The organism is Chryseobacterium paludis, from assembly GCF_025403485.1.
GTDB classification, from domain to species: Bacteria; Bacteroidota; Bacteroidia; order Flavobacteriales; family Weeksellaceae; genus Chryseobacterium; species Chryseobacterium paludis.
This window is the reverse complement of record NZ_CP099966.1, coordinates 5,001,544-5,016,129: the sequence shown is the minus strand read 5'-3', so window position 1 is coordinate 5,016,129 and position 14,586 is coordinate 5,001,544. Positions and strand designations below refer to the sequence as shown.

General features: G+C 33.9%; 9 protein-coding genes. 2 read left to right on the top strand and 7 right to left on the bottom strand.

Going from position 1 to position 14,586, the window contains the following annotated elements; translation table 11 throughout:
- Positions 1 to 46: 46 nt before the first annotated feature.
- Positions 47 to 2,893 (bottom strand): TonB-dependent receptor plug domain-containing protein, encoded by a 2,847-nt coding sequence (locus NG806_RS22785; protein WP_261511442.1) that lies wholly within the window; start codon positions 2,891 to 2,893, stop codon positions 47 to 49.
- A gap of 246 nt (positions 2,894 to 3,139) precedes the next feature.
- Here NG806_RS22785 and ggt point away from each other — a divergent pair, with 246 nt between their 5' ends.
- Together ggt and NG806_RS22775 are read left to right on the top strand one after the other, a co-directional pair.
- The gene (gene ggt, locus NG806_RS22780; protein WP_261511441.1) at positions 3,140 to 4,828 is read left to right on the top strand and encodes a gamma-glutamyltransferase; all 1,689 of its coding nucleotides are present in this window, start codon (positions 3,140 to 3,142) and stop codon (positions 4,826 to 4,828) included.
- Between the two features lie 140 nt (positions 4,829 to 4,968).
- Positions 4,969 to 6,249: a dicarboxylate/amino acid:cation symporter gene (locus NG806_RS22775; RefSeq protein ID WP_214833708.1), complete on the top strand. Its 1,281-nt coding sequence runs from the start codon at positions 4,969 to 4,971 to the stop codon at positions 6,247 to 6,249.
- Between the two features lie 54 nt (positions 6,250 to 6,303).
- On the opposite strand, the gene NG806_RS22770 is transcribed toward NG806_RS22775, so the two are convergent.
- From NG806_RS22770 to gyrB, 6 genes are all read right to left on the bottom strand, one after another.
- Positions 6,304 to 7,155 (bottom strand): diacylglycerol/lipid kinase family protein, encoded by an 852-nt coding sequence (locus tag NG806_RS22770; protein ID WP_214834029.1) that lies wholly within the window; start codon positions 7,153 to 7,155, stop codon positions 6,304 to 6,306.
- A 44-nt stretch (positions 7,156 to 7,199) separates the two neighbouring features.
- Positions 7,200 to 8,024 carry a DUF3298 and DUF4163 domain-containing protein gene (locus tag NG806_RS22765; protein WP_261511440.1) on the bottom strand — a complete coding sequence of 275 codons (825 nt, stop codon included), beginning with the start codon at positions 8,022 to 8,024 and terminating at the stop codon, positions 7,200 to 7,202.
- 74 nt (positions 8,025 to 8,098) lie between these two features.
- On the bottom strand, positions 8,099 to 8,512 hold the full coding sequence (locus NG806_RS22760; protein WP_214833714.1) for a DUF5684 domain-containing protein: 414 nt from the start codon (positions 8,510 to 8,512) through the stop codon (positions 8,099 to 8,101).
- Positions 8,513 to 8,577: 65 nt separating this feature from the next.
- A complete protein-coding gene (locus tag NG806_RS22755; RefSeq protein ID WP_261511439.1) occupies positions 8,578 to 10,509 on the bottom strand; it encodes a transglutaminase domain-containing protein in 1,932 nt (643 codons plus the stop codon).
- Between the two features lie 2 nt (positions 10,510 to 10,511).
- The gene (locus NG806_RS22750) at positions 10,512 to 12,404 is read right to left on the bottom strand and encodes a DUF3857 domain-containing protein (RefSeq protein ID WP_261511438.1); all 1,893 of its coding nucleotides are present in this window, start codon (positions 12,402 to 12,404) and stop codon (positions 10,512 to 10,514) included.
- A 120-nt stretch (positions 12,405 to 12,524) separates the two neighbouring features.
- A complete protein-coding gene (gyrB, locus tag NG806_RS22745; RefSeq protein WP_261511437.1) occupies positions 12,525 to 14,459 on the bottom strand; it encodes a DNA topoisomerase (ATP-hydrolyzing) subunit B in 1,935 nt (644 codons plus the stop codon).
- Positions 14,460 to 14,586 lie beyond the last annotated feature (127 nt).

Sequence of the window (14,586 nt, the reverse complement as noted above, 5' to 3'; positions counted from 1 at the left end):
AAAAAAGGTGTGTAAAAACACACCTTTAGAACATTTATAAGATTTCTTAAAAATTTAAATTAAGCCTTGTAAAAAGAAACCTGCCGTTCATCCCGAACTGTGATACATTTCTTGAATACACAAACTGATTCTGATTAGAGAGATCAATAGTAGCTGGCTTATATTCTATATTTCCCGAAGTATTCATAGAAGCCCTTTGAACAGCTGTTGGCCCATAATTTTTATCCGGATAGATATCAAACAGGTTATTTGCACCAATCGTCAAAATAAAACTTTTATTGAACTTATATCCTACTGAAAGATCAGTTATTATTTTTGCACCCCACACCGGATGCTCTGTCTCAACAACACTCCCATTGATCATTTCATAACCAATTTTACCATCCCCATTAACGTCCATCGTATTTGGATCAGTCACTTTTCCGAAATAAACATTTCTTAGAAAAACGCTAAATCTATTGATTTCCAAGGCATTATTAAGTGAAGCCTTAAATCTTGGAACCGCTTCTTCAATATATATACGACTTGTTTCAGAATAATAACGATTGATCTGTCCTGCATTGATTAAAAGATCTGAACCGTGAATATTCCCTACCCTATTTGTTTTAGAAACAGTTACTGCCAGGTCAGAGTTCAATGAAACTTTTGGAGAGAATTTAGCTCTATGTGAAACTACACCCTCCAAGCCTTTTGTTTGGGTGTCAATAGCATTGGCAAAGAATGTTGCTGCATTGGCATTGGCTTTATCAAATTCAACCTGAAGATCATATAGAAAACTTCCACCTGGATAAGTTCCATTGGGTCTCAAAAACTGATCAGTAAGAACCACCCTATTTTTAATTTTAATATAATATCCATCTACCGTAAGCGTAAGGTTAGCCGTAGGTATTTTAGCTGTAAAACCTGCAGAATAGCTTACAGATTCTTCCTGTTTTAATTGAGGAATCCCCAGATTCTTTGCTATTTGAGAATCATTAGAAAAGGTTCCTACTTCAAAAGCCGTCCCACCTACAAACTGTGTAGATGTTGCATTATAATAAATCTGCTGCAAAGATGGAGCACGAAATCCAGTGGAATGCGCAGCCCTAACATTAATCTGATCAGTAAGCTTATATCGGGTAGCTATTTTATAATTAAATGTAGACCCAAAATCTGAATAATTTTCAAACCTTACTGCACCACTCACAAGCCATTTATCCGTAATATCAAGTTCAGTATCCAGATATCCGGCAATGGAACTTCTTCCCTTGTTTAAACTATTTGCAGGCCTGAATCCCGGAAAAACCTGTGCTCCTCCTGGTCGTACTGTTCCCAAAAAATCAGTTGGTTTTAAATTGTCAGGAGTTGAAGCATTTTGAACATTGCCGTTAATATCATATAATGCCCACGAATCCTGCTCTCCGCTTGTAATTTTATACCTTTCAAACCTAGCCTCACCACCAAAAGCAATATTAAATCCTTGAAGCCAGTCAACTTTTGTATCAAAGTCTGCATTAATGGTATTCTGTGAAAAATTTAAGCCTCCGGCATTAAATTCTGTTTTACTTGGATAAGGCATCGAAGCATTAGCTGTATTTTTTATGGTGTAATCAAATGTATTACGTCCAAAAGTATTGCTTATATCATAATTTATATTTCCTATTTTTCCTTTAAAACCAGCAGCGAAAGAAAGATCAATTACATCAGAAGCAATTTCAGGCAAGAAACCATTGGGATAAATGGAAGTAGAAGCCCTGCCCTCATTCGGTCTACGGAAAAATCCACCAGCGTTACCACTTCTGTAAGAAATTCCACCAAAAGCGTAGCCCTGTATAGAGGAAGATAAATCAAATTGAGAGTTCATGAAAAATTGTCCCGATGTCAACCTGGACTGTCCAACCCTCATATTAAAATCATTTCTTGTCAGCCCTCTGTAGGCCAATTCATTTTCTGTAAAATCTGTGCGCAAAAGATCCTGCAATCCAGCAATATTATTTGTGTTTTGAATCTGTGACTGAAAAGAAGGATTAAAATAGCTCACGCCCTGGGCGTATTGATGAATGTAATCAACGATTTGTTGCTGATTAGGTGTATTTCCTATATTACCAAAAAGAGAAGAAATATTAACTCCATTTTCTGATGCTCTTCGTTCAATAGCATTATATGCATTAAAAATATTACCTGTTGCCGTATTAGCTCTTCTCGTCTCGTCTCTTTTCATTAAACTTGCCGTGAAGTTGATGAATCCATTTTTCCCTAGTCCAGTACCATAATTAAGGTCTACCTGATATTTACCTCCATCCCAACCTCCAGTATGATCATTTGAGCCATTACTATTAAAACCTCCAGCCGTAATCGCAGCACTTAATGCATTGGTGTTTTTTTTCATGATCACATTAATAACACCCGCAATAGCATCAGAACCATATTGAGCTGAAGCACCATCTCTTAATACTTCCAAACGTTCTATTGCAAAAGCTGGTAATGCATTTAGATCTGTTCCCACAGAACCTCTACCGGGCGAACCATTTACATTAACTAAAGATGAAGTATGTCTTCTTTTGCCGTTCAATAGAACCAGTACTTGATCTGGTCCTAACCCTCTTAATTGTGCGGGATCTATATGGTCAGTTCCATCGGCAACTGTCGTGGAATTTGATGTAAATGAAGGAGCGGCGTAATTAAGAATTTGATTAAGATCCATCTGCGGAGTCATAACAGATTGTGAGCCAATATTGATAACATCAACAGGCACAGGAGTATCTGTCGCTACCCTCGCTTTATTCCGGGATCCTAATGTAATTTTGATCTCTTCTATATTTTTTGTTTTTGTAGAATCTGTTTGCGCCTGCGCATACATGGAAACTAAAAATAATGAGCCTAAGGAAATAGCTTTTTGGTAATTTTTAATCATATTGCTTTTTTTCCAAAAGTAATGAATTATCTTTAAAAAACAATTTAAACACAATTAAAAGTCAATTTTATTAAATTATAATTATTTAAACCTAACAAATAATAAACAAAATATAACATTATCCACATTTCTGTACAAATGAAACAAATTTAACTAAATCCCTATTTTCACTTAATAGTTATGGGTTAGAAAAGGAAAATTTTGTTAAAAAATATATAATTTTGCTTCAAGGAAAAACAAAATGATATGAAGAAGTTATTATTCGCAGCAATAATTCTAAGTACAAATTTTTATTGGAGTCAGTTTACCGATTTCAACATCGTAAAAGAAGTTAAAGTAAAAAATAAGGGAGTTGTGGTTTCTGCACATCCTTTAGCCAGTGAAGCGGGCGCAAAAGTGATGAAGCTGGGTGGAAATGCTTATGATGCTATTGTCGCCACACAATATGCGCTAGCCGTTGTATACCCTCAAGCCGGAAATATCGGTGGTGGTGGTTTTTTAGTAGGTGTAAAAAATAATGGTGAAAAATTCACTATAGATTATCGGGAAACAGCTCCTAAAAATGCATCAAAGGACATGTATATCGACAAAACAGGAAAGGCGAATACAGATCTTTCTCAAAACGGCAGATTAGCAGTAGGTATTCCCGGAAGCATTGCAGGATTTTTTGCTACTTTAAAATACTGTAAACTTCCTATGGATAAAATTATCCAGCCAGCTATTGATCTAGCAGAAAAAGGATTTGCTATTACAGAAAAAGAAGCAGATATGCTGAACACTCATCAAGAAAGTTTTAAAAAAAATAATAAATCAACCTTTATTTTTGTAAAAAACACCCCATGGAAAGCTGGGGATTTACTGGTTCAGAAAGAGCTTGCAGAGACTTTAAAACTCATCCAAAAATTGGGAGCCAAAGGTTTTTATGAAGGAAAAACAGCTGACCTAATTGTTTCCGAGATGAAAAAAGGAAATGGTATAATTACTTCTGAAGATTTAAAAAATTATAAAGTAGCAGAAAGAAAAGCCCTGGAGTTCGACTATAAGGGAAACAATGTCGTTTCTATGCCGCTGCCATCAAGTGGGGGGATTCTTCTAGCTCAAATGCTTAGAATGGCCAGTTATGAAAATCTGGAAAAATATCAGCTTAACTCTACGCCTGCGGTACAGATCATGGTGGAAGCTGAAAGACGGGCTTATGCAGACAGAGCAGAATATATGGGTGATCCTGATTTTATAGCTGATAAAACAAACTATCTGATTTCTGATGACTACCTAAGAAACAGGTGGAAAAGCTTTAGTTTCTCAAAGGCAACTCCAAGTTCTGAAGTAGGAAAGATCATTAAACAACCTAAAGAATCTACAGAAACCACTCATATTTCAGTCATTGACAAAGATGGAAATGCAGCATCCGTTACTACAACCCTTAATGGATATTATGGAAGTAAGGTTTTTGTTTCTGGTGCAGGATTCTTTCTAAATAACGAGATGGATGATTTCTCAATTAAACCTGGTGTTCCAAATATGTTTGGAGCTGTAGGTGGTGAAGCGAATTCTATTCAGCCAAATAAAAGAATGCTTTCTTCAATGACACCAACCATTTTATTAAAAAACGGAAAACCTTTTATGGTAGTTGGAACACCTGGTGGAACAACGATAGCTACATCAGTTTATCAGTCTATTGTGGATGTGGTGGATTTTAAATTAAATGCTAATATCTCTGTAAATGCTCCTAAATTTCACCATCAGTGGCTTCCAGAGACCGTAACGGTAGAAAATGATTTTCCAGAGTCTACCATTAATGATTTGAAAGCAAAAAACTATGTTATCGAAAAAATAAAACAGATAGGAAAGACAGAAATGATCGTCATTGATAACAATGGAAATATTCACGCTGTTGCAGATGGGCGTGGAGACGATTCTGTTGCCACAGAATAATTTTCTATTTATTAATAAGCACCTTCAACAAAAATACAAAAGGATGGATTAAGGAAAAAAGAGTATTTTTTATGATATCTATCACAAATCGTAACATTTTTTTCTTATTTTTCATCCTTTAATAATGTAATACATCTCCATTGAAAGCAAAACAATTTTATCAGCAGCTTTATTTCCAAGTAATTATAGCCATCATTGCAGGTATACTTTTAGGCAGGTTTTATCCTGAATTAGGAGAAAAAATGAAACCATTAGGTGATGGTTTTATTAAACTTGTAAAAATGATTATTGCTCCAGTGATCTTTATTACTCTGACATTGGGAATTGCTCATATGACTGATCTTAAAAAAGTTGGTAGAATTGCTGTAAAAGCAATGATCTATTTTTTTACATTTTCAACTTTAGCCTTGATCATCGGTCTTATCGTTGGAAACATTTTACAACCTGGTTCTGGGTTAAATATTGACCCTGCCACTCTTTCGGGAGATGTTTCACAATATCAGCAGAAAGCCCACGACACTACACTTACCGGATTTATGATGAATATTATTCCTGAAACATTGTTCAGTCCATTGGTTGGTGAGAATATTCTTCAGGTTCTGCTTGTTGCCATTTTAATGGGAGTAGCTCTTGTTCTTACAAAAGAGAAAAGCCAGAAAATAACAAATTTCCTACAAGATCTTTCAACTCCTATTTTCAAAATAGTTCATATGCTTATGAAGCTAGCCCCTATCGGAGCTTTTGGGGCAATGGCTTTTACGATTGGAAAATACGGACTTCACTCTGTTTTAAATCTCATATTTTTAGTGGGTACATTCTATATCACTTCAATTTTATTTGTTGTCCTGGTATTGGGTGCAGTGGCGTGGTACAATGGTTTTAGCATTTTTAAACTAATGTATTATCTTAAAGAAGAGCTCCTTTTGGTATTAGGGACCAGCTCTTCAGAATCTGCCCTTCCGGGAATTATGGAAAAACTCGAGAAGGCAGGTTGCTCAAAAGCAATTGTAGGATTGGTAGTACCTACAGGCTATTCTTTCAACCTTGATGGCACAAATATCTATATGACCCTGGCTTCATTATTTATCGCACAGGCACTCAATATTCATTTACCTCTTGAGAAACAATTAATGCTATTACTTGTTGCTATGTTAAGCTCTAAAGGTGCTGCTGGAGTTACTGGAGCAGGTTTTGTTACTTTGGCTGCAACATTAGCTGTTGTTCCTGAAATTCCGATCGCAGGAATGACCCTGATCCTTGGAATTGATAAATTTATGAGCGAATGTAGAGCTCTAACCAATGTTATTGGTAATTCAGTTGCTACCGTAGTCGTAGCCAACTGGGAAAAGCAATTAGACAAAGATCAGCTGAAATATTCTTTAAATCATCCACAAGAGATGGAAAAAAAACTAGAAGTTTAGTATAAAGCATTCAAAGTTATCAAAAGAATTTTTTCTTATTTGAATTGGGGGATTTTAAATCAGAATGGTGAGGCTGGCAGGAAGAACTTTAACATGAATGGGAGACTTTATCTTGTTGAATTCACCATCCAAATGCCAGTTTTTGGTATTGACCTTAAATTCAATTTCTGAAACCGGAAGATAAGTCACATAATCATCATCTTTCAATTTTTTGGTAAACATCCTGTAAGCAAATAATGCGGAATAAGTTAATGGAAACTTTTTAACCAAAACCATATCAACTAACCCATCACTTTTACTCGCATTCGGAGCAATATATGCGTTATTACCAAACTGTCGGGTATTTGCAATATTCAACATTAAATATCTGCCATTATACTCTTGATATTTTTCATCCGTAAACTTCACTTTAATCGGTTTATAATTAAAGAATGTTTTAAGTGAAACCTTAATATAATTTTTGAAACCACGATCTGTTTTTTCAAATTCTTTCACCACTTTTCCATCAAACCCTGTCCCTGATACATTAATGGAAAGTTTATCATTTACTGTGAAAGTATCAATTTTCCTAGATTTCTTGGTTTTTATCTTTTCCAACAGCTCATCCAAATTCTTGCTAAACTGGGTTTCGTTGGAAAAACCATTCCCTGAACCTGCAGGGAAAATTGCCAAAATTTTATCGGTATTGATTAGCTGCCTAGCTACAGTAGAAATAGTTCCATCACCTCCTATCGCAACAAAAATATCTATTTCATTGAAATATTGCTGAATAAAATCATCAGTCCCCTGAATGGATTCAGAGATATAATAAAGAGGATTTTCAACCTTTTTCTTCAGTTCATTAAGAAATGGCTGATAATTTTTTTTTGCAGAAAACGGGTTGATGATAAAAGCTACTTTTTCCATTGGAGCAAAAATAAAAAATGCTTCCTGATTTGGAAGCATTATTCTTATTTAATTTTCATTCTTTCTTTAAATGTTGGAATTAAAGTTCCTTTTAAATCCTCCCATGAGACAGGAATAACGATATCTCCCGCTGCATAAGCTGCAATTTCATATGGGCTGTAGTGGAAATATAAATTTTTATCATCAAAATAGAAGTTATCAGATGCCGGGATCACTTCAACTAAAAGCATATCTGAATTTTTCACTTCTCCATCAGCGTCTGTAGTTCCACTGTTAAGTTTATTGATATTCTTCATTAAAATACCTTCCATTTTATTTTTAGGCATTGAGGTAATATCCTTAAGCTCAACTTTTTTATTATTCTTTAGGTCAAAAACTCTTTCAGCATAATTATAATTACCATGTGCCCCACCTTCATAAGAGCTCGACAAATATTCTATATGCATAAAATCATTATTGTTGGATTTCAAAGTCATCGTAAAATCTGAATTCCAATCCTGGTTGAAAGGTAGAGATGCTAAATCTTTACTATCCTTTTTTATAGAAGCAAAATATTCATTTTTTTCTTTTTGCAAAAGGTTCTGAAGCCCCTCTTTTGAAAAATCATTAATGCCTTTGTTACCAAAATAAATACTGTCTAAAAGCTTTTTATCCTTAATTGTTGGAAAAACAAGGAATTTAGAAGAATATTGAACAGAGAGAGAATCACTGATCTTCGTGGAATCATTTACTTTCACAGAGTCTACAATAAATTTTTGAGGCTCTTGTGTCTCCGTTTGGGTTTGCCCGGCATCTTTTGGATCTGTCTTTTTACATGCTGAAAAAACAAAGAAAGAAGATAGCGCTAAAGTAGCAATAATGTTTTTCATATTTTAAATTTTTCATATGAATACAAAAACCATTCAAAAGATGAATGGTTTTATAATTATTTTCATTTTTTTTCTTAACTAGCTGGTACTTTCTGGCTATCAAATTTATCATCATTAAAAGCCAATACCGGAATAAAGATAAAACCTAAGAAGAATAAAAGAATAGTATACAATGGTGTTTCTTTGCTAAATCCTTTTGCAAGCCCATCATTAACCATCCAAGAGGCAAATAGGTTAACAAATGGTATAAAAAATAAGATAATCCACCAAGTTGGTTTTTTAACAATACCAAGAAGAACAATTATATTATAAATCGGAATAAAAGCAGCCCAAGCATCCTCACGCCCTGCTTTCTGGAATATTTTATACATACAATATCCATAAAAAAGATATATGATTAAATAGAAAATCATCATTCCGATTCCAATTCCGGCCGCAGCAGCAGAATCCATCCCATCATAAGGATCTGTTTGTAAAAGAGTTAACATATTATTATTTTTTATTGGTTTGGTCAAATATAGAAAAAAGCTTCTATATACTAGAAGCTTTTTAGTTATTTTTTAATTAAACTTATAACCTGGTTCTCGCTTTTTGAAGCAACCCCCCATATTTGTTTAAATGCAGGATAATATTCTTTGGGATAATCCGGACTAAGAACCTTTGTCGTTGAAGTTACTTCTAACTTATTCCCTTTTTGCTCAGCCATATAACTATACTCAATTTCTTTGTCATCTGTTACAATTTTTTTATTTTTCGGCATTTCTTCAATCACATAACCTTCAGGAATTTCAAAAATCACTTTCTTAGCTTTTGTATATCCTGAAATAAAATCTATCGGATATTTTCTTTCTTCTGTCTGATCAAACTCATTAGAATTTTTATTTAGGAATAGCATTGGATTGATGATCATTTTCTTACCTATCCTATCAATTAAGTTTTCAGATGTAAAGTTCATTGTACTTTCAAAATCTCCATTTTCAAGCACTTTAGAGTCTATATTGGTAAAATCTATGGAAAAGTTGTCTTTATACTGCTTTTTATACTTCTCCATATTATCATCATAACTTTCTTTTGCAGACATTGCATAACTTCCTGTATCTTTATCAGAATAGGTTCCACTAATACCTCCATCTTCATTCATTTTCGCAACAGCAGTAAGATAAGAAAAACTAGGCTTTGCATTAGTCATGGATATTTGCTGTACTTTATCTTTAGAAAGTAAAATTCCAAGACCATTCCAATCTCTTGGAGGCAACATATCAATAGAAGACTGCTTTGAAGTAGCATCATATAAATGAAAATTATCCCCCAATTTAACGGTTGCAATAACAAAATTTAAATTCGAAACATTGGGAGATGCAAGATTGATCATTCCATTACCTACTGTAGAAATCAATAGTGGATCAGCTTTTAATCCAGCCTCTCTAAGCATCATTACTAAAAAAAGGTTAATTTCAGCTGCATTTCCTGTTTTTGTTTCCAATAATTTTTTTATCCCATCTTCTGTTCTTACCCCAGAATATTTGTTCCACGTAAATGTCTTTTGAACATACTTAAAAATGGCATCAGCTTTTTCACTCTCTGAATGTAAATCTAGAATTCCGGCAGGCATATTTTCTTTGGCCAGTTTTGTTCTTTTTAGTTCATCTCCAAAATCTTCATTTTCATACAATCTGTCTTTGATCTTATCCCACGATGAAGAGTATAGTTTCAGCTCTCTAAAATTGGTAGAATGTAATTCTGCACTAATTTTAGTTCTGTAATTTCTATCGTTTTTTATAAACTTTTCCGTCTTAAAACCTTTAAGATTTTCATATCCAAATCTATAGGTTCTGTAATTTGTACCGTACAACATCTTTTCTTCAACCTGTCTGTATTTAGGATTTAGAGAACCTGTGTAATTTACATTATAGGATACATTAGCAGGACTATCCAATACATATTCTGTGTATAATGAAGGAGTATCCGATTCAATTAATATTTGTGGAATTGCATATGTAAATGGAGATGTAACCTCATATTCATATTCTATAACCGAACCATTCTTAACATTGGGAAATGCAAACTTGGTTACCTCTATGTATTTATTCTCTTTGCTTTTATATTTTGAGCTCTTATCAACTTTGGTTGTTAAAACACTCCCATTTTCAAGATTATATGTAAATGCTTTAATTCTAGATACTGACTCTTTATCACTGCCATTTTGATAAAGAGGAATTTCAAGATTTAACCAGTCTTCAGCTTTATCTTTATCATAAATCTTTACTCTGTAAAAAGCTTTTTTTTGAAGAGTCCCATTATTTGAATCAATATTAAAATGTACAGATTTGTATAATATTTCTGCGGGTGCATTTTCATCAAGTACTGATTTTTGTTTTGATAGATCAGCTTCGTTAAATTTGGGTGTATTAAGAAACTCCTGTTTTTGAGCATCAATAAAAATAATATTTATTGATGTAAAAGCGATTAATAATATTTTTTTCATGTTTATATCTTAGTAATTAAAATTTTAGAATTATCCATGTTTACTGTTTTTTTTCTGAATTTGATATACTCGTTGTACTTTTCTTTCGGATATATCCCTTTGTTCACTCTGATGGTTCTGGTTACCTTTAATTCCTCTCCATTTTTTACAAAGTTTAGTTGATACGTTCCAAACTCGGAGGGTAATTTTATATCGGCTGGAACTTCTTCTATTTTATAATTTTTAGGAATTTCAAAACTGATCTGGTAATCATCTTCAAACGACTGCATTATTTCGAAAGGCAATTCCCTCTTTTCATCAGTTTTATAATTATTGTCTGAAAAAATAGGAATAGCCCTGAAGACCATACTATTTCCAGCATTTTTAGAATAATTATTTGCTTTAAAATCAAGACTGTATTGTGCCACTGCATTTTCCCTATCGTTAATAAAATCCTTCATTTCAAGTTTTTCAAAATGTAAAAGACCCAATTGGTTTTTTATAGCCTCATTTTTTTCTTTGGGTGATAACAAAGCATATCTTAAACTATAGTCATATTGGATTCCTGTGAAAGAAAACTGTCCCAGTCCTGTAATACTGTTATCCTCATTGAGCTTAATCTTCAATGTTTGTTTTTCTTTATTCTGTTCAGCAGAATAAGAAGGAGTATCAACAACTTCAATTCCATCTTTACTAACTAAAAGAACATTCCTATCCGTCGTATTATAACTTAAGTGGTTAAAAGCAATCTGCTGAGATGTATTTTCCAACCAGATATTTCCTTTTTCGGAAGGAACCATTAAAATAATATGGTTGCCACCCATTTTTGGAAAATCCTTATCAAAAGAAACTGGTGAAGAATCTGAATTTATCTTACAATAATATGATGGAATTCCAGCTTCATCAAGTAAGATCTTCATATAATTTGACAAAGCTTTACAATCTCCATATCCTTTTTTCTGAACTTCATCAGGCATCATAGGCTGCCAACCACCAATCCCAAGTCCAACAGCTATATACCTGGTTTTACTTTGCATATATTGATATATCTTTCTCACTTTTTCTTCAGTTGAACCTTTCAGCTGAAGAGCTGCCACTTCAGCTTTTATGGAAGGTGTAGAAACAGATACCGGCTGTAAAATGCTATTATAATACCACGATCCAAAATCTTTCCAATTGGTTATACTTCCCTGCTTTCCTTCAAGGTTAAATTTTATAAGTGAAAAACTCACTTTAGGTAAAATTTCAACTGGCTTTGGAAGCAAAAAGGCATCATCAATAGCAGGAACATTCTTATAGGAATACATTTTCCCTGTTCCACTCCCACTCTCTGTAACTGATGCATAATTATACGGAGATGGATATGTTTTTGTACGAAGTTCAATACCTGAATTATTTATTATTTTAAACTGACTGTTTTCTACTGAAGTATTGGTATCGGTAAATGGAACGAAGTCAGGAATGAAAATGGTATTTTCATTCGTTATCTGATAAGAAAATTCAATAGTATACGGATATTGTGTTGGAGTATAGGGTAATGCTAAATATCGACTATCAGAATAAAATACTCCCTGGGAATTATTTGCAAAATCTCCAAAATCTGACTTTGAATATGTTTTTACTTTTTTACCCGACTCATCATAAACGATTACTTTAACATCTGAAATGTGATCTCCTTTTTCATAAGGAATATAAGCTTGTGCTTTAGAATCACCATCTTTATTTAAAACGGTAGTCACAGTATTGATCTGATATTTGATCTCATCAATTTTCTCAATTTGAACAGTTGTATAATCTTTTCGAATAACAACATTAGCATCTTTCTTCAGATTTTCAGGAATTGCCGACACAGGGTAATTCTGAGAGTAGTAAACAGAAGCTACACATACAGCTCCTACGGTCAGGATTTTCATCATTGGTTACAAAAATTTAGCAAAAGTAACGAAATCTTAACAAATGTTAAAATTAAATTTCATGCACAAAAAAAGACTTCATTTCTGAAGTCTTTTTTTTTGTTCTTATATTTTAAAAATTAATTATACATCAATCTTAGCATATTTTGCATTTTTCTCTATAAATTCTCTTCTTGGTGGAACCTCATCTCCCATCAACATTGAGAAAACACTGTCAGCTTCCACTGCATTATCAATCGTTACCTGCTTAAGAATTCTGTGTTCAGGGTTTAGAGTTGTTTCCCAAAGCTGTTCAGGGTTCATTTCCCCAAGACCTTTGTAACGTTGTACCTCAACACCCTTTCCATCCGGAGACATATCTAAAGTAAATTCTTCACGCTCTTTTTCGTTATAAGCATATACTTTTTTGTTTCCTTTCTTTAGTAGATACAAAGGAGGTTGCGCAATATATACATACCCATTCTCAATAAGCTCCTTCATAAAACGGAAAAAGAAGGTCAGAATTAAAGTAGAAATGTGAGAACCATCGATATCGGCATCGGTCATAATAACTACTTTATGATATCTTAATTTAGCCATATTTAATGCCTTACTATCTTCTTCTGTTCCTACAGAAACTCCAAGGGCCGTATAAATATTTTTAATTTCCTCATTATCATACACCTTATGGAGCATGGATTTCTCCACGTTAAGGATTTTACCTCTCAATGGTAAAATAGCCTGGAAATGTCTGTCTCTACCCTGTTTTGCAGTTCCACCTGCGGAATCTCCCTCTACTAAGAAAAGTTCAGATTCTTCGGGACTTTTTGATGAGCAGTCAGATAGTTTACCTGGAAGTCCAGATCCACCCATAGGCGATTTTCTCTGAACCATTTCACGAGCTTTTTTGGCTGCCTGTCTAGCTTTTGCAGCTAAAACTACTTTCTGAACAATAATTTTCGCCTCATTAGGATTTTCTTCCAAAAAGTTGGTCAACATTTCCCCTACAATCTTATCAACAGCTCCAGAAACTTCAGAATTCCCTAATTTAGTTTTTGTCTGTCCTTCAAACTGAGGCTCCATTACTTTTACTGAAATAATAGCCGTTAAACCTTCACGGAAGTCATCACCAGTAATTTCAACTTTTTCTTTTTGAGGAATACCCAGATCATCAGCATATTTCTTCAAAGTTCTCGTCAAAGCACGTCTGAAACCTGCTAAGTGAGTCCCTCCTTCATGGGTATTGATATTATTAACATAAGAATGTAAATTCTCATTAAATGATGTATTATAACGCATTGCCACTTCCACAGGGATACTGTCTCGCTCTCCTTCCATGAAAATTACGTGCTCCATGATAGCCTCACGGCTTCCATCGATAAATTCAACAAATTCTCTCAATCCTCCTTCAGAATGGAAAACTTCTGCAGGAAATGAACCATCTTCATTAGGGTTCCTTTCATCTATAAGAGTTATTGTAATTCCTCTATTAAGAAAAGAAAGTTCTCTTAATCTTGTAGCAAGGGTATCATAATTATAAACAAGTTCCTGGAAAATTGTACTATCCGGCTGAAAGAAAACTTCTGTTCCTCTTTCTGTCGTAACTCCAATTTCAGCAACATCGGCAAGTGCCTTTCCTTCTGAATATTTTTGTTGGTATATTTTACCGTTAAGGCTTACCGTAGCTACTAACAAAGTTGAAAGCGCATTTACACAAGAAACACCTACTCCGTGAAGTCCTCCGGATACTTTATAAGAATCTTTATCAAATTTCCCTCCTGCCCCAATTTTGGTCATTACAACCTCTAAAGCGGATTTTTGTTCTTTTTCATGTAAATCTACGGGAATACCTCTACCATTATCTTTTACAGAAATACTCTCTCCTTTGTGGATGGTAACCAAGATGGTGTCACAGTATCCTGCCAATGCCTCGTCAATAGAGTTATCTACTACTTCATAAACCAAATGATGAAGACCTCTTACTCCTACATCACCAATGTACATTGAAGGACGCATACGAACGTGTTCCATTCCTTCCAATGCCTGAATACTACTAGCTGTATATTGTTTCTGACTCATATAAAATTATTAAATCTTGCTAAGCGCAATGACCTACAAATATCGTGATTTTTTTCGAAATATGAAAGTTAAAATATGTCAAAAAAGACAGAGCTTTCAATGGTAAAGAAGGCTCTTTTTTTCTTAA

What these genes read in the sequence shown, in the direction of transcription:
- NG806_RS22785 (WP_261511442.1), bottom strand. Translation starts at nt 2,893, where the DNA reads ATGATTAAAAATTACCAAAAAGCTATTTCCTTAGGCTCATTATTTTTA.
- ggt (WP_261511441.1), top strand. Translation starts at nt 3,140, where the DNA reads ATGAAGAAGTTATTATTCGCAGCAATAATTCTAAGTACAAATTTTTAT.
- NG806_RS22770 (WP_214834029.1), bottom strand. Translation starts at nt 7,155, where the DNA reads ATGGAAAAAGTAGCTTTTATCATCAACCCGTTTTCTGCAAAAAAAAAT.
- NG806_RS22765 (WP_261511440.1), bottom strand. Translation starts at nt 8,024, where the DNA reads ATGAAAAACATTATTGCTACTTTAGCGCTATCTTCTTTCTTTGTTTTT.
- NG806_RS22760 (WP_214833714.1), bottom strand. Translation starts at nt 8,512, where the DNA reads ATGTTAACTCTTTTACAAACAGATCCTTATGATGGGATGGATTCTGCT.
- NG806_RS22755 (WP_261511439.1), bottom strand. Translation starts at nt 10,509, where the DNA reads ATGAAAAAAATATTATTAATCGCTTTTACATCAATAAATATTATTTTT.
- NG806_RS22750 (WP_261511438.1), bottom strand. Translation starts at nt 12,404, where the DNA reads ATGATGAAAATCCTGACCGTAGGAGCTGTATGTGTAGCTTCTGTTTAC.
- gyrB (WP_261511437.1), bottom strand. Translation starts at nt 14,459, where the DNA reads ATGAGTCAGAAACAATATACAGCTAGTAGTATTCAGGCATTGGAAGGA.